The sequence below is a fragment of the Streptomyces sp. NBC_00704 genome (assembly GCF_036226605.1).
GTDB lineage: Bacteria > Actinomycetota > Actinomycetes > Streptomycetales > Streptomycetaceae > Streptomyces.
In genome coordinates this window covers 7988513-8006919 of the sequence record NZ_CP109000.1, presented here as the reverse complement: position 1 = coordinate 8006919, position 18407 = coordinate 7988513, and the positions used below count along the sequence as shown (strand labels likewise).

Sequence of the window (18407 nt, the reverse complement as noted above, 5' to 3'; positions counted from 1 at the left end):
GTAGTCGATCTGACGTGCTGCTGTCAGGGTCTCAGCGTTCCGCCTCTGGTCAACCGGGTTAGCGGGCTGTGATCGCACGACGGGCGGCATCCCAGACCGCCTCGAATTCTTGCGCGGTCAGTTGATCGGGTTCGTGTCCCTCCCACTGTGAGACAGGGAGCTCAGCAGTAGCCCCGAACGTTTTTTCGTACTCGGCCAGACCCCCTGCCTGCTGGGCACGCTGCCATTCGTCCAGGGACGCAGCCGCGGTCGGGGTCAGTTCGGAACCCTGGAGTTCGACCTGTCGGGTCACCCAGCCGCTGGCGTCGACCTCGAAGTAGAACCAGATGGCTTCCTCGTCCCAGAAGCACTGCATCCACGTCGTCACCGGTCGGCCTGCCTCTGCGACAGGGCAATGCGGCGCCGTACGAGATCGACATCCATGATCTTCACGGTGAGGGTGTCGCCGATTTCGATAACGTCCTGCGGCGTTTGATCCAGCTCGTCGGTGTGGACGAGCCCCTCAAAGCCGTCCTCTCGGTCTTCGATGCGGACGAAGACACCGAACGGCACGATCTTGGTGACGGGCCCTGTGACCACCTGGCCGATCCTCTGCGCTACCTGCGGCCATGGGTCTTCCTGCACTGCTCGAAGCGACAGCGGCACTCGCTGCCGGACCATGTCGACGTCGAGTACCTCAGCTATGACCTCCTGGCCGACGCTGACGACGTCGGACGGGTAGTTGATCGGACGCCAGGACAGTTCCGGAATATTGATCATCGCGGTGAAGCCGCCGATGTCCACGAAGGTGACGCCGAAACTGGCGATGGACGTCACCGTGCCGGTGACGACCTGGCCGCGGCGCAGGGTCTTCAGGAACGCCCAGTCCCGGTCGCTGGGTGTCGGCTCGGTCTGCCAACGCGCGCGGAGTACCCCGTCGCTGTCAGGCAGCACGGCGGTGAACAGCGGGAGATCTTCACCGGCGTACATGGATACGACGCCGGCTCCACGCGCGCCGGCAAGCTGGGAGGGCACGTCCTCGAACTGGGTCTCGTCCGCGACCGTGCTGGTGATCTGCCCGTCTTCCTTCTCCCAGATGATCTTCACCAGCCCTTCGTCGGGCAGGGCGGCCACGGCCGTGTCGACGTCGGTGAGCAGGTCCGGCCAGACGGCCAACTGTGCGCGTGGAGTCAGCTGGGAGCGCACGGTCGCGATGTTGTCGCGGCTCAGGCGGTGCCACCGGGAGGCGTTGAAGGCGAAGGTCTCCTCCAGGAACGTGGCGCGGTGGGCGCTGACGGTCCAGCCAAGGCGGGCCCAGAAGTCGGCGTCGGCCGGGCGCTGCACGTATGCGGGGTCGTCGGGGGCGAAGTCGTACGGCGATGCGTCCAGGCGTTGCGGGAACAGGCCGAGAGCTCGGGTGCGGGTCAGCGCGGCTTCGCAGGGCCGGCTGCTGCCGAGGTAGAGGTACTGGTCCCAGCCGACGTGCACCGTGAACTCCCCCTCGACTTCCAGGCGGCACCAGGCCCCGTTGTCGCGGAGCATCGCTCGGACAAGCTCCAGGCCGACACCGATCGGCACCAGTGCCCCGTCGTGGAACCCGGCGGGGCCGGCGGGGAAGAGGCCGGCCAGGCCGTCGCCGTCGACCGGTGGCTCCAGGCCGAAGTGGACGAAGCCTGCGAGCTCCGGCTCGCGGATGGCCAGCTGGTCGACGCAGCTGTCCTCGGCGAAGGCGGCGACGGCCTGCAGGTAGGCGGCTTCGACCGGCCCGTGGTCGCTGGTCGTGTCCTCAGTGCCGGCGTAGCGGCCGTGGTGGTCGCGATCGGCGGGGTCGTACTTGGTGACCTGATAGACGTAGGGCAGCACGTCACTGCCCACCGGAGGTCGACCGCGTGGCTGCGTTCTGGTGGCGTTCAAGAACGCGGTAGACCGTGGCGCGGCTGACGGAGAAGAGCTCGGCGAGGTCGGCGATGGTGTACTCGCCGGACTGGTGCTGCTGGACCAGGTGGCTTTGCTGGCGGGCGGTGAGCTTGGGCTGCTTCCCCTTGAGCTTGCCCTTGGCCCGCGCCACCGCCATGCCTTCACGGGTGCGCATGCGCAGGAGATCGACCTCGAACTCGGCGAAGCTAGCCCGGATGTTGAAGAACAGCGGCATGATCCTTGTCGGCGTCAGCGACAAGGTCGAGCCGGGCACTGACCGCGTCGTCGGCGTTGACGCCCAAGACTTGATCGACAGGGTCGCCAGCGGCTGTCGTGAGAAGTTCGCCCCTCCCTGGGAGCCGACCTTCATCCCTGTCCCTTTCGGCGACGGCTCCGGACTCAGCGTGGTGGTCATCCGGGTCGACGCCAATACCGCCCCCCGTCCCCTGCTGATAGACCTGAAGGCCCCGATCCGACTGAGCGGGCAGAACTCCACCGCCGACCGCGACCGGCTCCTCAGGCTCGCCCGTGAGGAGCCGGCTGCGACCGTGCTGCCCATGGGCCAGGGCCTCACGGCCTCGCACCTCTGATCTCCTCGCAAGCCGAACCAGTCACACGAGCACGCCGAATCGCGTGACGCTCAAGCACCTGCTCCAACGCCTCAGCCCGCCACGAACCAGCAGCCTCGAGATTCACCAGCGACACAGCCAGGCGGACACCGACCATGTTGTCATGCTCAAACTTCACTCACCCATTGCAGCACATCCGCTGTATCCGCCGGTGAGCCAGCCGGAGTCGGCATCGTACGACACGGCGGCGACGTGCCCGGCGAGCTCGGGGGCGATGGCCGCCCACCGCTCCCGCAGCGTCGCGCCGGCGGCCGGGAGCACTCACGCGCGCTAAGGCGAGTCCGGCGGATCTTGAGCACCCCGCGCAGACGGCAACGGAGCCGGACGGAGATTGCCTGGTCCCCAGCATGGTCAGCCAGCACCATGTCCAGCAACAATGTGAGCATCTTCGGACCGGGCGTTAGTCGCGTTCCGGAGTCTTGCAATCGGAGCGGAGCGACACCATGGCATGGCCAGCTGCTGACGCTTCGCCCAAGCCAGGATCACACCGATCCCTCAGGCGTCTGAAGGACTCCGGCAGATCACGACCGGAGCCATAGGCGGATCGCAGCCACGGTGACGGTGCCGTGAAAGACGTAGGCTCGCTTGTCGTAGCGGGTGGCGACGGCGCGGAAGCTCTTCAGGCGGTTGATCGTCCGCTCGACTTCGTTGCGGCGCTTGTACTTTTCCTTGTCGAACCCGGCAGGCCGGCCGCCGCGGCTCCCTCGGGGCTGACGGTTGGCTCTCTGGTCCTTCGGCTCGGGAACGGTGTGCTTGATGTGGCGTCTGCGCAGGTAGCGGCGGTTCCTGCGGGAGTAGTACGCCTTATCCGCACTCAGGTGTACCGGTCGGGTGCGCGGGCGTCCTTCGCCGTTGCGAGCCACGCGGACGCGTTCGAGTACGGGGATCATCTGTGGTGCGTCGCCCCACTGGCCGGGGGTGACCAGCAGTGCGAGAGGTCTGCGACCACCTTCGCTAACGAGCTCGTGCATGGTTGGCGGTGAGACGTCGAGCTCTTGATCGTTGATCATGGTTGTGTGGTGGGGAACTCGACTCGTGCACTGGTCATCAGCAACCGGAGGATCACGGGCCTGACGGCCGATGTGATCGCTGAACTCGTCGCCGAAGTCGGCCCGTTGTGGCATCAACGCCACCAGACCAGGCTTGCCTCCCGGCAGCGGAAGCGGGCCATGGGCGCCGGCGCGAAGCACCGGCTGGTGTTCGTCGACCGACTGCTGGCCACTCTCGTCCATCTCCGTCACGGAACCACCCACGACGTGCTGGCCTGCTGGTTTGGCGTGGACCGCTCGACCATCACCCGGGCCATCAACGAGGTGCGGCCCCTGCTCGCCGAGCGAGGGTGCACCATCAGCCCCGACGTACGGCTGCGGACTCTGGCCGAAGTCGTCGACCATCTCGGCGCGACCGGAAAGACCGGCATCATCGACGGCACCGAGATCCGGGTCCGGCGGCCGGCCCAAGGGCGAAAGGACCGGGACAAGTTCATCTCCGGGAAGAACAAGCAGAACGCCGTCAAGTCCATGGTGGTCACGGACGGCGAAGGACGCGTGCTGTGGTGCAGCCCGACCAAGCCCGGGAGTTGCGCGGACATCACCCATGCGCGCCAGTTGGGGCTGGTGGGGCTCCTGGCCGGTGGGCCTGCGGTCAAGATCCTCGCCGATGCCGGCTACCAGGGGCTCGGCGCGCAGACCGGCGGACGTGTAGTGACACCACCGCACCGCAAGTTCAAGAAGAACGCCCCGGACTGGTACGAGGAGATGTACGAGCGCCAGCGCAAGGCGCATTCCTCACGCCGTATCCGGGTCGAGCACGGCATTGCACACCTGAAGAACTGGCGGGCACTGGCCCGCCACCTCGGGCGCCGCGAGCACATGAGCGACACGGTCCGAGCCATCGCCGGCCTGCTGTCCCACCAGCAAATAGCGGACCTGACATCGGCCCAGCAGATGTGAACCCCGGGCCCCCACCGAAGTCCTCGACGTCTCACCGCCAACCATGCACGAGCTCGTTAGGTAGGCGGTGATCACGGTACGCATGTGAGGGAGGGAGGGCGGCATCAGAACCTCGGCGCTGAGGGGACGGGTGTGTCACGCGGAACCGGCTCGAGCACGTGTTGAGCCGGGCACGGGGTCAGGGGCGGCTCGAACGTCAGTGATAGAGGACGGGCGTGACGGGACGTCATAGGTGCGTGGTCCTGGGGAGAGTTCCAGGAGTTCGAGGAAGGTTCCGCCGGCGTTGATCGCCGTACCGGCCCTGCTCGGTGATTCGGCCGTGCTCCTTCACGATGACGTGATCAGCGATCTTGGTGTTCTCCGGGCGGTGGGTGACCATGATCGTGATGCGGTCGGTGGCGATGGTCTTGATCTGCTCGAAGAACTGGTGCTCGCCGCGGGGGGCCATCTGGGAGGTGGGCTCGTCGAGGATCAGCAGCCCCGGTTGCCTGTCGACGACCGGACGCTGTCGAGGGACCAGCAGGTGCTCGTGTCCGGCAAGCGCGGTGCGACGCGACTGGGCTTCGCCGTGAAGCGGGCGGTATGCCACCGGGGCTCTCCCACGACGGCTTTTACCCCGGCTTCTACGCGTTGCAGCGGCTCATGCGCTGGGTGAACGACGAGTGATCCGGTTACCGGGAGGCAGCGGTCCGCTGGCTCCTGCCTCCGGATGCCGGGGTGCGCCCGGGACCGACGGGGATCCTCTCCGCGGCGGGCAGCGCGCGTTGCCGCAGGCCGACCACCAGGCCGGCGATCACCACGGCGATGCCCAGCCAGACCGACGGCCCCGGCACACCCGTTCCCGAGACGGTGCCGACGACCGCGGCCGCCAGGGGTGCGATGCCGGTGAGCAGCCCGGCCCGTCCGGCCCCGACGGAACGGACCGTCGAGTACCACAGGACGAACGCGACCGCCGTCACCAGCAGCGCCAGAAAGCCGACGGCGGCCCACTGGACCCCGGTCAGCTCCCGCACGGCCGAAGGCCCTTCCCGCGTTATGCCGAGGACGGCCAGCAGCACTCCGCCCAGCCAGGTCGCGTGCACGGACACGCCCCACGGGGTGTGCCGGCCCAGCACCGGCACCGCCAGCAGGGTGAACGCCGCCTCGCAGCTCAGGGCCAGCGCCGCCCAGGCCACGCCGACCGCGTCGGTGCGGCCCGTCCCCTCCACCAGCACCGCGCCCGCCATCACCACGGGCGCCGCCAGCAGGACCTGCCGGCTGGGCCTGCGCCGCTCCAGCAGGGGGCCGATCACCCCGAGCAGCAGGGGGACGCACGCCACCGCGACGGCGATCACCGCGGGCTCCGCATGTGCGACGCCACGGACCACGGCCACGTTGAACAGCACCAGTCCGGTGACGGCGAGACCCACCAGCCACAGCCACTCCCGTCCGCGCGGCCACACCAGACGGGTGCCGGCGAGCCGGGCCATGACCACGAGGATCGCGGTCGCGGCCACATATCGGACGGCCTGGGTGCTGAACAGCGGGGCGCTCACGAGGGTGTGCGAGACGGTGACGCTGCTGCCGACGAGTGTCATCCCGACCATGCCGGGGACGAGCCGGGCGAACGAGGGGGAGGGGGTGTTCATGCTGTCCACCCTGCCCGCACAATGGACGTCATGGGCAGGTCCACAACCCCGCCGTCCGAGGGGTCCAAAGAGCCGCAGCCGGGCATCGGCTCGGACTTCCTCCAACTGGACATCGGTCAGGCGCCGCCCGGCGGCCGTACCGCCTGGCTCGCCGACAGCCTGCGGTCCGCCATCGCCGACGGCAGGCTGCCCGTCGGCACCCGGCTGCCCGCCAGCCGCGTCCTCGCCGACGAGCTGCGCGTCACCAGAGGCGTGGTCACCGAGGCCTACCGACGGCTCGCCGAGTCGGGCCAGATCGCCGGCCGCGGCCGGCTCGGCACGGTCGTCGTGGCGGCACCCGCCGAGCCCCGGGGCCGCATCCACACCGCGAACGGTCCCGCACACCCCGGCGACCCCCACAACCTCTCCGGCTCGGCACCGGCCGAGCGCCGCTACGGCCTTCCCGGCCGTGCACCCGGCGCCCCCACCCGAGCCGCGTCCGAACCCGGTCACCCGCTCTTCGGATCGGCGGTCCGCGAGGGAGTCGTCGACGCCCTGCGCGCCCTCCCGTGCCGCATCGACCTCTCCCCGGGCCTGCCCGACCTCGCCGCCTTCCCCCGCACCGCCTGGCTGCGCGCCGAGCGAGCCGTCCTCGCGGACGTCACCCCGGCCGACTTCGGTTACGGCGATCCCCAGGGCGCCCCCGCCCTGCGGCGGGCCGTCGTCGGCTGGCTGGCACGCAACCGCGGCATCCGCGCCGACCCGGAGGAGGTCATGATCGTCGCCGGTGTGGCACAGGCCTTCGTCCTGCTCGGGCAGCTCCTGCGGGCCGACGGCATCCGCCGTGTCGCCGTCGAGGACCCCGGATCCCTGGGCGCCCGCCAGCAGTTGGAGTACGGCGGCCACACCGTCGTCCCCGTCCCTGTGGACGCGGGCGGCCTCGACGTCGGCGCGCTGCGCGCCAGCGGTGCCAAGGCGGTGCTGTCGACCCCGGCCCACCAGTTCCCCACCGGCGTCGTCCTCGACGGGGAACGCCGGCGCGAGCTGCTGAACTGGGCGGCCGAGGGCGGGGTGGTGATCGAGGACGACTACGACGCCGAGCACCGCTACGACCGGCCGCCGGTGCCGGCCCTGCGCTCGCTGATGTCGGACGGCGTCTGCTACGCGGGCAGTGTCTCCAAACTGCTCGCGCCCGCGCTCCGGGTGGGCTGGCTGCTCGTCCCGCCGGACCGGCTGGACGCCGTCGTGACGGCCAAGCGCTACGCCGACCTCGGCAACGGCATCCTCACCCAGCTGGTCCTCGCACGGCTGATGGACTCCGGGGAGTTGGAACGGCATCTGCGCCATGTCCGGCTGCGCCACCGCAGACGCCGGGACGCCATGCTGCGGGCCGTCGAGACACATCTGCCCGGCGCCCGCGTACACGGGGCCGCCGCAGGCTTGCACCTCATGGTCACCTTCGGCGAGACGGGGACCGGCATCCGCGACACCGACCTCGCCGCGGCCGCGCTCGCCCGGGGCGTCAAGGCGCACCCGCTGTCCTGGCACCGGATCTGCCCCGGAGCACCCGGTCTGGTCCTCGGTTACGCGGCGGGCGCCGCCCACGAGATCGACGAGGGCATCGCCCTCATCGGCGAGGCCCTGAACGAGGGAGTCGCGGTGCCCACGTGAAGGGCCGGGTTCAACGGCCGGGTGCCGCGCCGCCGCTCGCGCGGATCACCAGGTCGACCGGGACGAGCGACTCGGGCCGGGGCGGTTCCCTCGAGTCGTCGATCCGGCACAGCAGGAGCTGCAGCGACCGGGTGGCCCACGAGGCACTCGCACCTGCCGACGCGTACATGGAACGGCTCGACGCCGGCGCGCGGGCCGACACCTGGCTGACCCACGGCGAGCAAAAGCACCACGTCCACCTGTCCCATGCGCTCACCTCACTCGGAGACACCCGCCGGGCACGCGAGAACCGGGCAAGGGAGCTGTCCGCGCCGACCTCCACCATGACCCGCTCCCGGCTGACCGTCGACGCGGCCGCATGCGTCCACCACGACGGCCGTACCGACGAGGCCTGCCGCCGCTCGTCGCCGTCCGGGGACGGCCTCCCCGACGCCTACCGCGCCGGACTCGTCCACCGCCGCGCCCTGGACCTGTACCGCTCGACCCCCGCCCAACATCAACGCGAAGGCGCCGTACGCGAGCTACGAGACGCCGTCGCAACCTGAACGCGGTGAAGTCAGCCCACCCGCAACCGGAGAACTCACCCTAACGAGCTCGTGCATGGTTGGCGGTGAGACGTCGAGGACTTCGGTGGGGGCCCGGGGTTCACATCTGCTGGGCCGATGTCAGGTCCGCTATTTGCTGGTGGGACAGCAGGCCGGCGATGGCTCGGACCGTGTCGCTCATGTGCTCGCGGCGCCCGAGGTGGCGGGCCAGTGCCCGCCAGTTCTTCAGGTGTGCAATGCCGTGCTCGACCCGGATACGGCGTGAGGAATGCGCCTTGCGCTGGCGCTCGTACATCTCCTCGTACCAGTCCGGGGCGTTCTTCTTGAACTTGCGGTGCGGTGGTGTCACTACACGTCCGCCGGTCTGCGCGCCGAGCCCCTGGTAGCCGGCATCGGCGAGGATCTTGACCGCAGGCCCACCGGCCAGGAGCCCCACCAGCCCCAACTGGCGCGCATGGGTGATGTCCGCGCAACTCCCGGGCTTGGTCGGGCTGCACCACAGCACGCGTCCTTCGCCGTCCGTGACCACCATGGACTTGACGGCGTTCTGCTTGTTCTTCCCGGAGATGAACTTGTCCCGGTCCTTTCGCCCTTGGGCCGGCCGCCGGACCCGGATCTCGGTGCCGTCGATGATGCCGGTCTTTCCGGTCGCGCCGAGATGGTCGACGACTTCGGCCAGAGTCCGCAGCCGTACGTCGGGGCTGATGGTGCACCCTCGCTCGGCGAGCAGGGGCCGCACCTCGTTGATGGCCCGGGTGATGGTCGAGCGGTCCACGCCAAACCAGCAGGCCAGCACGTCGTGGGTGGTTCCGTGACGGAGATGGACGAGAGTGGCCAGCAGTCGGTCGACGAACACCAGCCGGTGCTTCGCGCCGGCGCCCATGGCCCGCTTCCGCTGCCGGGAGGCAAGCCTGGTCTGGTGGCGTTGATGCCACAACGGGCCGACTTCGGCGACGAGTTCAGCGATCACATCGGCCGTCAGGCCCGTGATCCTCCGGTTGCTGATGACCAGTGCACGAGTCGAGTTCCCCACCACACAACCATGATCAACGATCAAGAGCTCGACGTCTCACCGCCAACCATGCACGAGCTCGTAAGGGCTGTCCCGCAATGATCTTGAAGTCGCCTCGGGCAAGCGGGCCGCGTGCGGCACGCTTACCTATCCGGCGACGGCGAGGTTGTGCATCCGGGCGATGCCGAGCATGGCGTGGTGGATGCCGTCGCCTTTGAGGCGGCAGTCGCGGAGGATCTTCCAGGTCTTCATGCGGGCGAAGACGTGCTCGACGCGGGCCCGGACCTGCTTGTGGGACTTGTTGTGTTCCTCTTTCCAGTCCGGGAGGGGCCTTGCCCCTTGATTCTGGACACACGAGACACTGGATCCTGAGGATCTGAGAACGGACATCTCGTGGTCATGAAGAACTATCCGCCGCAGTTCAAGGCGGACGCGGTCGCGCTGTACCAGTCGCGGCCCGAGGCGACGATCAGGCAGGTCGCCGCCGATCTGGGGATCAATCCCGAGACCCTGCGCAACTGGGTCCGGGCAGCCGGTGCGAGCCGGCCCCGGGGGCGCCGGGCGGAGGTGCCGACCGAGCCGCCGACGCTGTTGGAGGCGGAGAACGCCGCTCTGCGGAAGAAGGTCCGTGAGCTGGAGGAAGAGCGCGAGATCCTGCGGAAGGCGGCGAAGTATTTCGCCGGGGAGACGCGCTGGTGAACCGCTTCCAGTTCGTCGCTGACCATCAGCGCCGTTACGGCGTGAAGCGGCTGTGCACCATCCTGGGCATCGCCCGCTCCAGCTTCTACTACTGGCGGGCGACGGCCGCGGACCGGGCCGCCCGGCAGGCGGCCGACGCCCGCCTCGCCGCCCGGATACGGGCCGTGCACCGCGATTCGGACGGCACCTATGGCGTCCCCAGAATCACGGCCGAGCTCCGCGAGGCGGGCGAGCGCGTCAACCACAAGCGGATCGCGCGGGTGATGCGGGGTGCCGGTCTGGCGGGCATGCGCTTGCGCCGCAGACACCGCACCACTGTTGCGGACCCGGCCGCGGCGAAGGCCCCGGACCTCATCGGCCGCGACTTCACGGCAAGCGAGCCGAACACGAAGTACGTCGGCGACATCACCTATCTCCCGCTGGACGGCGGGAAGTTCCTGTATTTGGCCACCGTCATCGACCTCGCCTCACGCCGCCTGGCAGGCTGGTCGATCGCGGACCACATGCGCACCGACCTCGTCACCGGCGCCCTGGCCGCCGCCGAACGGACCCGCGGCAGCCTTGCCGGGGCGGTCCTGCACACCGACCACGGAGCCCAGTACACCAACCGGGCCTTCGCCGACGCCTGCCGCCAGGCCGGCGTCCGCCAGTCCATGAGCGCGATCGGCAGCTCGGCGGACAACGCGCTCGCCGAGTCCTTCAACGCGACGTTCAAACGCGAGACGCTTCAGGGCCGAAAGCACTGGTCCAGCGAACGCGAGGCCCGTCTCGACGCGTTCCGCTGGCTCAACCGCTACAACACCCGACGCCGTCATTCCCGCCTCGGACAACGCAGTCCCATCGCCTACGAGACAGCACTCGACACAACATCAACTACCCTGGCCCAAGCCGCATAGCCCGTGTCCAAGATTCCGGGTCAAGGCCCCTCGCCGACTTCGCCCGGTCCCTGGACACCTCACGAACCACCGGCTGAGCACCTCACCGGCTCTTCAGGCTGCTCGGTACTCGGAGTCAAGATCTTTGCGGGACAGCCCTTACGAGCTCGTGCATGGTTGGCGGTGAGACGTCGAGGACTTCGGTGGGGGCCCGGGGTTCACATCTGCTGGGCCGATGTCAGGTCCGCTATTTGCTGGTGGGACAGCAGGCCGGCGATGGCTCGGACCGTGTCGCTCATGTGCTCGCGGCGCCCGAGGTGGCGGGCCAGTGCCCGCCAGTTCTTCAGGTGTGCAATGCCGTGCTCGACCCGGATACGGCGTGAGGAATGCGCCTTGCGCTGGCGCTCGTACATCTCCTCGTACCAGTCCGGGGCGTTCTTCTTGAACTTGCGGTGCGGTGGTGTCACTACACGTCCGCCGGTCTGCGCGCCGAGCCCCTGGTAGCCGGCATCGGCGAGGATCTTGACCGCAGGCCCACCGGCCAGGAGCCCCACCAGCCCCAACTGGCGCGCATGGGTGATGTCCGCGCAACTCCCGGGCTTGGTCGGGCTGCACCACAGCACGCGTCCTTCGCCGTCCGTGACCACCATGGACTTGACGGCGTTCTGCTTGTTCTTCCCGGAGATGAACTTGTCCCGGTCCTTTCGCCCTTGGGCCGGCCGCCGGACCCGGATCTCGGTGCCGTCGATGATGCCGGTCTTTCCGGTCGCGCCGAGATGGTCGACGACTTCGGCCAGAGTCCGCAGCCGTACGTCGGGGCTGATGGTGCACCCTCGCTCGGCGAGCAGGGGCCGCACCTCGTTGATGGCCCGGGTGATGGTCGAGCGGTCCACGCCAAACCAGCAGGCCAGCACGTCGTGGGTGGTTCCGTGACGGAGATGGACGAGAGTGGCCAGCAGTCGGTCGACGAACACCAGCCGGTGCTTCGCGCCGGCGCCCATGGCCCGCTTCCGCTGCCGGGAGGCAAGCCTGGTCTGGTGGCGTTGATGCCACAACGGGCCGACTTCGGCGACGAGTTCAGCGATCACATCGGCCGTCAGGCCCGTGATCCTCCGGTTGCTGATGACCAGTGCACGAGTCGAGTTCCCCACCACACAACCATGATCAACGATCAAGAGCTCGACGTCTCACCGCCAACCATGCACGAGCTCGTAAGGCTTGTCCCGTAAATGATCTCTGACGTGGTGGGTGACCTGCTCGTTTCTCCGTCATCCGGCCAGAGTGAGGTTGTGCAGTCGGGCGATACCGAGCATGGCGTGGTGGACGCCGTCGCCTTTCAGGCGACAGTCGCGGAGGATCTTCCAGGTCTTCATGCGGGCGAAGGGGTGCTCGACGCGTGCGCGGACCCTGCGGTGGGAGGTGTTGTGTTCTTCTTTCCAGGCTGGGAGTTCGGTCTGGCCCCGCTCGCGGCGGTGCGGGATGACAAGACCGGTGCCCCGGTAGCCGCCCGTCCGCGATCACGGTGGTCTTGCCGACGGCGTCCTTGACGCCAGACAGTTCCCACGCTTGCAGTCGTTGCGGTTGCCGGGCAGCGGCCGTCCGACGGCGACCACGAGCCGGGTATCAGCGTCGATGACGACCTGGTGATTGGTCGAATACCGGTAGTTCTTCGACTGCTCGGCGATGCTGTGGTCCCGGGTGGGCACCAGGGTTCCGTCCACGATCAACACCGTGTCCTTCCGGAACCGCTTGCGTTGCTGCAGTGCCAGCGCCGGCCCGAGGTGGTTGACGATGCGGTCCGCCGCAGACTTCGACACCCCGAACAGCGGCGCGAGTTGGCGCAGTGTCAGGTTGGTTCGCCAGTACGCGGCGACCAGCAGGACACGGTCCTCCAGCGGCAGGCTCCAGGGCCGGCCCTTGCGGACCGGGTCCGCGCCCTCGCGTAGCAACGCGGTGAGAACCTTGCCGAACTGACGCGGGCTCAGCCCCGTGAACGGGGATATCCAGGACGGCTCCGACGCCGTGATCACACCAGCCACACCAAGATCATCTCACCGGTGACCAGCAGTTACGGGACAAGTCTTACGAGCTCGTGCATGGTTGGCGGTGAGACGTCGAGGACTTCGGTGGGGGCCCGGGGTTCACATCTGCTGGGCCGATGTCAGGTCCGCTATTTGCTGGTGGGACAGCAGGCCGGCGATGGCTCGGACCGTGTCGCTCATGTGCTCGCGGCGCCCGAGGTGGCGGGCCAGTGCCCGCCAGTTCTTCAGGTGTGCAATGCCGTGCTCGACCCGGATACGGCGTGAGGAATGCGCCTTGCGCTGGCGCTCGTACATCTCCTCGTACCAGTCCGGGGCGTTCTTCTTGAACTTGCGGTGCGGTGGTGTCACTACACGTCCGCCGGTCTGCGCGCCGAGCCCCTGGTAGCCGGCATCGGCGAGGATCTTGACCGCAGGCCCACCGGCCAGGAGCCCCACCAGCCCCAACTGGCGCGCATGGGTGATGTCCGCGCAACTCCCGGGCTTGGTCGGGCTGCACCACAGCACGCGTCCTTCGCCGTCCGTGACCACCATGGACTTGACGGCGTTCTGCTTGTTCTTCCCGGAGATGAACTTGTCCCGGTCCTTTCGCCCTTGGGCCGGCCGCCGGACCCGGATCTCGGTGCCGTCGATGATGCCGGTCTTTCCGGTCGCGCCGAGATGGTCGACGACTTCGGCCAGAGTCCGCAGCCGTACGTCGGGGCTGATGGTGCACCCTCGCTCGGCGAGCAGGGGCCGCACCTCGTTGATGGCCCGGGTGATGGTCGAGCGGTCCACGCCAAACCAGCAGGCCAGCACGTCGTGGGTGGTTCCGTGACGGAGATGGACGAGAGTGGCCAGCAGTCGGTCGACGAACACCAGCCGGTGCTTCGCGCCGGCGCCCATGGCCCGCTTCCGCTGCCGGGAGGCAAGCCTGGTCTGGTGGCGTTGATGCCACAACGGGCCGACTTCGGCGACGAGTTCAGCGATCACATCGGCCGTCAGGCCCGTGATCCTCCGGTTGCTGATGACCAGTGCACGAGTCGAGTTCCCCACCACACAACCATGATCAACGATCAAGAGCTCGACGTCTCACCGCCAACCATGCACGAGCTCGTAAGGCAGACCCCCCTGCGAACGAGACGCCCTGGCCAGCCTGCTGACGGCTCTGGACGCGGTGACGAGCCGACCCGCACTACCCCTCCTGCCCACATCACGTGCAGCGCCGTAGTGATCGACCGGCGTCGGCGAGTCCTGCACATCCGGCACAAAGCGAGCGGAGGACTGCTGCTCACCCCGGGCGGACACGTCGAAGCAGACGACGACACTCTCCTGGCCTCGGCCCTGCGCGAGGTTGAGACAAGGGCCGCAATCCCAGCCACAGCCAGGAGCGGCTCGAAGGCGTCCGTTCCATCCTGCGGTTCGCCGAGAGACGCATCGCGGACCTGGAAGCCCAACTGCTTGAAAAGTGTCAATCACGACGAAGTCTCCTTGCCGGTGTCGCCGCTCGCCAGCAGCCAGGGGCGGCCGCTCCCGTTGTCCGCGAACAAGTCCCGGGCACGGCGCAGCAGTGCCTCCCGCACTTCGTCCGGCGACAGAACCCGCAGCGGGGTAGCCAGGCTGAGCAGGTATCTGGCGAGCCCGTCCGCGTCGGGACCGCCGATATCGACGATGGTGGCGGCGGGGCCATCCGAGCGGTGCCGGTGACCCGCACCCTTGCGCCTCATCCCTTGCCCGACCACGCCCCCGTCGCCGCGGTCTCCTCGGCGTAGGTGGCGAAGCGTTTCGGGGGACGGCCGGTGAGGCGGTGGACGGTGTCCGTGGGGTGGGCGTCGCCGAGGGCGGTCAGGGCGGTGAAGGCGCTGATCTCGCGCTCGACGTCCTCGGCGGGGCGGCCCTCGGCGAGTCCGGTGGCGCGGTAGGTGTCCTTGTCACCGTGGAAGTCGACTGAGAGGCCGGCGGCGCGCCCGATCAGTGTCAGCGCGTCGGTGAAGGAGAGCGCCTCGGGGCCGGTCACCTCGTAGGTGCGGCCGCAGTGGCCGTCCTCGGTGAGGGCGGCGACGACGACGGCGGCGATGTCGTCCGCGTCGACGAACGTCTGGCGGCACTCCCCGAGCGGCAGGGCGAGCGTGCCGTCGAGGACGGCCTTGCGGAAGATGCCTTCGTCGAAGTTCTGGTCGAACCAATCGGCCCGGACGATCGTCCAGTCCGCCCCGGAGTCGCGGACCAGGCGCTCGGCGGCCATCAGCCGCCCGTCACCCATCTCCTCGATGGCGCGGCTGGACAGCAGGACCAGTCGGCGTACGCCCGTCGCGAGCGCGCGGTGGACGAAGTCCGGTGCCAGCGGCAATGCGTGCGGCAGCATGAGGTAGACGCGTTCGACGCCGGTGAGCGCCGGCTCCCAGGTGGTGTCGTCGTGCCAGTCGAAGGGGACGGCGGAGCCGCGGGAGGCGGCCCGGACCGGATGGTGGGCGTCGCGCAGGCGGGCGGCGACGCGGCGGCCGGTGGTGCCGCGGGCGCCGAGGACGAGCACGGGGGGCGGACAGACGTGGGGGGTGTGATCGTTCATGCCCGGCGAAACGAGGCGGCCGCCGGCAGGACACCCGGCGGCGGTCTCACCGCACCTGGTCGGACTCCATGGCCGCGGCGACCTTCTCGCAGAGTTCCGCGAACAGGGCGCTCTCGCCCTCGGTCAGGACCGAGGCGGCGAGCCGTCCGACGTCGTGGTGGCCGCGGGCGATCCGGGCGAGGAACAGATGACCCTCGGGGGTGAGGGAGGTGCTCAGTTCGCGGCGGTCCTCTCCGGCGGGCACCTGCGCCACCAGGTTCAGGTCCTTGAGGACGCGCAGGGCCTTCGACGTGGTCTGCCGGGAGACCTCCAGCACGTCGCTCAGCTCGGAGGGCCGCATGGAGCCGCGCGCCCGCAGGAGTTCGAGGACGTCGTACTGGTGCCAGTTGACGCCCTCGGGGTTGACGCGGGAACGGCGGGCGACCAGCAGGCACTGAAGGTGGGTCAGGGCTGCCTGTAGAACCGTCGGTTCCGCATAATGGGTGGGGGTCGAGCCGTCTCGTGGAGTCATGAGTGCTTCCGGTACGGGGGTGACCGGTGGGGGGGTTCCACTTTATCAAGGAGTGTCGCGCCGGGGCCGCCGTCGGCCGAAAAATGATTTCCCTGAGGACACCATCGGGGGCGTGAGCCCGCGAAGCCGGGGTACGGGAGTGCGAGGGCCGGTCGCGAACGCGTACCGGTCGACCGCACCGAACGGGCGGCGCGCCGGACATGCCGGACCGACACGGAGGCGGGGCAGAGCCTCATGCCCCATTCCATCGGCCGGTGTGTGCGCGTAACGCACGGGGATACCCGCACAACCTGCGGATCAGCACACACGTTTGACATCGATGCGAAACCGTGATTAGCATCGATTTCCAGACGGAAACCATATTTTCACCTTTAACCGCTGACCATGCACGAGCCCAACTCAGGTTCTCCACGACATGCGCGGTACGCGCAGGGGAGCCCCGGGAGCCCTTCCTCCGGACGAACCCCCGAGGAGATCAGCGATCATGGAAAGCAATTCCCCGTCATTATCGACGGAAGAGTCGACGGAAAAGCTGGAAGCCGCATTACGGGCGGGAAGTCCACCGACCCAGGACTCCCCTCTCGTCCTGACGACCCTCTTCGCACGGACGGTCCGCCTGCACGGCGGGGCCGTCGCCCTCGCGGACGGCGCGGAACGCTTCACGTACGACCGGCTCAACCGGCGGGCCAACCGCATGGCCCGGCACCTCCAGGGTCGCGGCGTCGGCAGAGGCGACCGCGTCGGAGTGCACATGCACCGCTCTCCCGACCTCTACGCGGTCTGCCTCGCGGTCCTCAAGGCCGGAGGCTGCGTGGTCCCGCTCGACCCCGCCCATCCCACGCAGTACCTCGCCCGCATCCTCCGCGAGGCCCGCCCGTCGCCGGTGATCTGCGACGACCCCGACGACCTGCCCCCCGAGGCCCGCGCGGGCGCGCTCTCCCGGGACGACCTGGTCCGAGGCAGCGAGGGACTCCCCGACGGCGACCCCGATCCCGGCACCGGCCCGGAGGACACCGCGTTCCTCATGTACACCTCCGGCTCCACCGGCCGGCCCAAGGGCGTACGGATCGCGCACCGCGGACTGGCCCGGCTCGGCCCCCACAGCGGCCCCCTCGACATCGGCCCCCCGGACGGCCTGACCCAGTCGGCCGCGTTCTCGTTCGCCGCCTCGACCATCGAGATCTGGCTCGCGTTCCTGCACGGCGCCACCCTGCTGCCGATGCCCCCGGGACTCCCCTCGCTGCCGGTGCTGCGCGAGGCCGTCGAGGAGCGCGGCGCGACCGTGCTCAGCCTCCCCTGCGGCCTGTTCAACGCCCTGGTCGACCAGGAGCCGGAGTGCCTGCGCTCGGTGCGGATCGTGCTGCTCAGCGGCGACTTCCCTTCCCCTGACCACTTGCGCCGCGCCCTCGCCCGCACCGACGCGGTCGTCTACAACGGCTACGGGTGCACGGAGAACTCCTCCATCACCGCTCTGCACCCGCTGACCTCGCCCGACGACGTGGACGGGGCGGGCGTCGTCCCGATCGGCCGCCCGCTGCCGACGGTCACCCTGGAGGTCTACGACCCGTCGATGCGCCCCTGCGACGCCGGCGAGGTGGGCGAACTCTGCGTGGGCGGCACCGGCGTCGCCCTCGGCTACGCCGACCAGCCGGAGCTGACCGCCGAGAAGTTCACCCGGGACCCGGACGGCGACGGACTGCTCTACCGCACCGGCGACCTCGCGCGGCGGAACAACAACGGCGACATCGTGCTGGTGGGGCGCTCCGACAGCATGGTGAAGATCCGCGGGTTCCGGGTGGAGACCAGCGCCGTGACGCTGGCCGTGCGCGCCCTCGACGGGGTCGCGGACGCCGCCGTCAAGGCCTTCGAGGACGAGGACACCCACGAGAAGCGACTCGTCGCCTTCTACACCACCGGCGACGGCTGCCCGGCCGACCCCGCGGACCTGGTCCGGCGGCTCTCCGCGGACCTGCCCTCGCACATGGTCCCCTCCGTGTTCCGGCACCTGGAGAAAATGCCGACGAACGTGAACGGGAAGATCGACCGCACCGCGCTCACCGTGGAATCCCGGAAGAACCAGAAAATCCGGAACAACAGGAACGAGAAATCCGAGAAAGGCGAGAAGACCATGCAGAACCCCCTCGAAGCTGTCGTCCTCCAGTCCTGGATCGAGATCTCCGGAATGGACGACTTCTCGACCACCGACTCTTTCCTGGGACACGGCGGTAATTCCCTCCACTTCGTGCAGCTGGCCTCCCGTCTCCAGAAGATATTCGGGCTCGAGATCACCACCGAGTCGGTCTTCCGGCACGGCACGGTCGAGCAGCTGGCGCGCTTCATCGAGGAGTCCCGCGACCAGGCGGCCACCACCTCGTCGTCGCACGGCTGACGGAGACCCGACAGCGCCCGGCACGCGCGCCGCG

17 protein-coding genes and 5 pseudogenes are annotated in these 18407 nt (G+C 69.1%); 7 read left to right on the top strand and 15 right to left on the bottom strand.

Annotation, left to right across the window (positions count from 1 at the left end; all coding sequences use genetic code 11):
- Positions 1–58: 58 nt before the first annotated feature.
- The 3 genes from OG802_RS34895 to OG802_RS34885 are packed head-to-tail and all read right to left on the bottom strand — an operon-like array spanning position 59 to position 2131.
- Positions 59–367 (bottom strand): hypothetical protein, encoded by a 309-nt coding sequence (locus OG802_RS34895; protein ID WP_329405970.1) that lies wholly within the window; start codon positions 365–367, stop codon positions 59–61.
- Positions 364–1842 (bottom strand): S1 RNA-binding domain-containing protein, encoded by a 1479-nt coding sequence (locus OG802_RS34890; protein WP_329405971.1) that lies wholly within the window; start codon positions 1840–1842, stop codon positions 364–366. Before OG802_RS34890 ends, OG802_RS34895 begins: the two co-directional genes overlap by 4 nt.
- A 1-nt stretch (position 1843) precedes the next feature.
- Complete coding sequence (locus OG802_RS34885) at positions 1844–2131, bottom strand: helix-turn-helix domain-containing protein (RefSeq protein WP_329405973.1); 288 nt, start codon at positions 2129–2131, stop codon at positions 1844–1846.
- Between OG802_RS34885 and OG802_RS34880 the strand changes: the two genes are divergently transcribed.
- Entirely contained in the window at positions 2112–2486 is a 375-nt protein-coding gene (locus OG802_RS34880; protein WP_329405975.1) for an ATP-binding protein, read from the top strand. The two genes, OG802_RS34885 and OG802_RS34880, sit on opposite strands and share 20 nt — an antisense overlap.
- 153 nt (positions 2487–2639) lie before the next feature.
- Here the strand turns inward: OG802_RS34880 and OG802_RS34875 are convergent, their stop codons facing one another.
- Together OG802_RS34875 and OG802_RS34870 are read right to left on the bottom strand one after the other, a co-directional pair.
- The gene (locus tag OG802_RS34875; RefSeq protein ID WP_329405976.1) at positions 2640–2786 is read right to left on the bottom strand and encodes a hypothetical protein; all 147 of its coding nucleotides are present in this window, start codon (positions 2784–2786) and stop codon (positions 2640–2642) included.
- Positions 2787–3046: 260 nt separating this feature from the next.
- Positions 3047–3487 (bottom strand): annotated as a pseudogene (locus OG802_RS34870) (IS5 family transposase); the annotation flags it as partial.
- A gap of 57 nt (positions 3488–3544) precedes the next feature.
- On the opposite strand from OG802_RS34870, the gene OG802_RS34865 reads away from it, so the two are divergent.
- Entirely contained in the window at positions 3545–4477 is a 933-nt protein-coding gene (locus OG802_RS34865) for a transposase family protein (protein WP_329405977.1), read from the top strand.
- A 246-nt stretch (positions 4478–4723) separates the two neighbouring features.
- Here the strand turns inward: OG802_RS34865 and OG802_RS34860 are convergent.
- Together OG802_RS34860 and OG802_RS34855 are read right to left on the bottom strand one after the other, a co-directional pair.
- Positions 4724–4967, bottom strand: a pseudogene (locus tag OG802_RS34860) (ABC transporter ATP-binding protein); the annotation flags it as partial.
- Between the two features lie 181 nt (positions 4968–5148).
- Entirely contained in the window at positions 5149–6105 is a 957-nt protein-coding gene (locus tag OG802_RS34855) for a DMT family transporter (protein ID WP_329416852.1), read from the bottom strand.
- A gap of 21 nt (positions 6106–6126) precedes the next feature.
- Between OG802_RS34855 and pdxR the strand changes: the two genes are divergently transcribed.
- The gene (gene pdxR, locus OG802_RS34850; RefSeq protein WP_443055426.1) at positions 6127–7755 is read left to right on the top strand and encodes a MocR-like pyridoxine biosynthesis transcription factor PdxR; all 1629 of its coding nucleotides are present in this window, start codon (positions 6127–6129) and stop codon (positions 7753–7755) included.
- Between the two features lie 131 nt (positions 7756–7886).
- Positions 7887–8300, top strand: coding sequence for a hypothetical protein (locus OG802_RS34845; RefSeq protein WP_329416850.1), 414 nt, complete (start codon positions 7887–7889; stop codon positions 8298–8300).
- 100 nt (positions 8301–8400) lie between these two features.
- Here OG802_RS34845 and OG802_RS34840 read toward each other — a convergent pair whose 3' ends face one another.
- Both OG802_RS34840 and OG802_RS34835 read right to left on the bottom strand, forming a co-directional pair.
- Entirely contained in the window at positions 8401–9333 is a 933-nt protein-coding gene (locus OG802_RS34840) for a transposase family protein (protein WP_329405977.1), read from the bottom strand.
- A 126-nt stretch (positions 9334–9459) separates the two neighbouring features.
- Positions 9460–9645: pseudogene (locus tag OG802_RS34835) on the bottom strand (transposase); the annotation flags it as partial.
- A gap of 60 nt (positions 9646–9705) precedes the next feature.
- On the opposite strand from OG802_RS34835, the gene OG802_RS34830 reads away from it, so the two are divergent.
- A protein-coding gene (locus tag OG802_RS34830) for an IS3 family transposase (RefSeq protein WP_329416849.1) occupies positions 9706–10907 on the top strand; the annotation gives its coding sequence in 2 pieces (ribosomal slippage) (positions 9706–9997 and positions 9997–10907; 1203 coding nt in all).
- 197 nt (positions 10908–11104) lie between these two features.
- Here OG802_RS34830 and OG802_RS34825 read toward each other — a convergent pair.
- The 3 genes and pseudogenes from OG802_RS34825 to OG802_RS34815 form a co-directional block, all read right to left on the bottom strand.
- Positions 11105–12037: a transposase family protein gene (locus OG802_RS34825; protein ID WP_329405977.1), complete on the bottom strand. Its 933-nt coding sequence runs from the start codon at positions 12035–12037 to the stop codon at positions 11105–11107.
- A 117-nt stretch (positions 12038–12154) separates the two neighbouring features.
- Positions 12155–12916: pseudogene (locus tag OG802_RS34820) on the bottom strand (transposase).
- A 111-nt stretch (positions 12917–13027) separates the two neighbouring features.
- Positions 13028–13960, bottom strand: a complete 933-nt coding sequence (locus tag OG802_RS34815; protein WP_329405977.1) for a transposase family protein — start codon at positions 13958–13960, stop codon at positions 13028–13030.
- Between OG802_RS34815 and OG802_RS34810 the strand changes: the two are divergent.
- A pseudogene (locus tag OG802_RS34810) lies at positions 13856–14209 on the top strand (hypothetical protein); the annotation flags it as partial. The gene OG802_RS34815 and the pseudogene OG802_RS34810 overlap by 105 nt on opposite strands.
- Positions 14210–14379: 170 nt before the next feature.
- Here the strand turns inward: OG802_RS34810 and OG802_RS34805 are convergent.
- Genes OG802_RS34805 through OG802_RS34795 form a run of 3 tightly spaced genes read right to left on the bottom strand, consistent with a single transcriptional unit; the run spans position 14380 to position 15984 of the window.
- Positions 14380–14631 (bottom strand): hypothetical protein, encoded by a 252-nt coding sequence (locus tag OG802_RS34805; protein ID WP_443055425.1) that lies wholly within the window; start codon positions 14629–14631, stop codon positions 14380–14382.
- Positions 14628–15473: an SDR family oxidoreductase gene (locus tag OG802_RS34800; protein WP_329416848.1), complete on the bottom strand. Its 846-nt coding sequence runs from the start codon at positions 15471–15473 to the stop codon at positions 14628–14630. Before OG802_RS34800 ends, OG802_RS34805 begins: the two co-directional genes overlap by 4 nt.
- 46 nt (positions 15474–15519) lie before the next feature.
- Positions 15520–15984 carry a MarR family winged helix-turn-helix transcriptional regulator gene (locus OG802_RS34795; RefSeq protein ID WP_329416847.1) on the bottom strand — a complete coding sequence of 155 codons (465 nt, stop codon included), beginning with the start codon at positions 15982–15984 and terminating at the stop codon, positions 15520–15522.
- A gap of 484 nt (positions 15985–16468) precedes the next feature.
- Here OG802_RS34795 and OG802_RS34790 point away from each other — a divergent pair, with 484 nt between their 5' ends.
- Positions 16469–18373, top strand: a complete 1905-nt coding sequence (locus tag OG802_RS34790) for a non-ribosomal peptide synthetase (RefSeq protein WP_329416846.1) — start codon at positions 16469–16471, stop codon at positions 18371–18373.
- Positions 18374–18407: the final 34 nt, after the last annotated feature.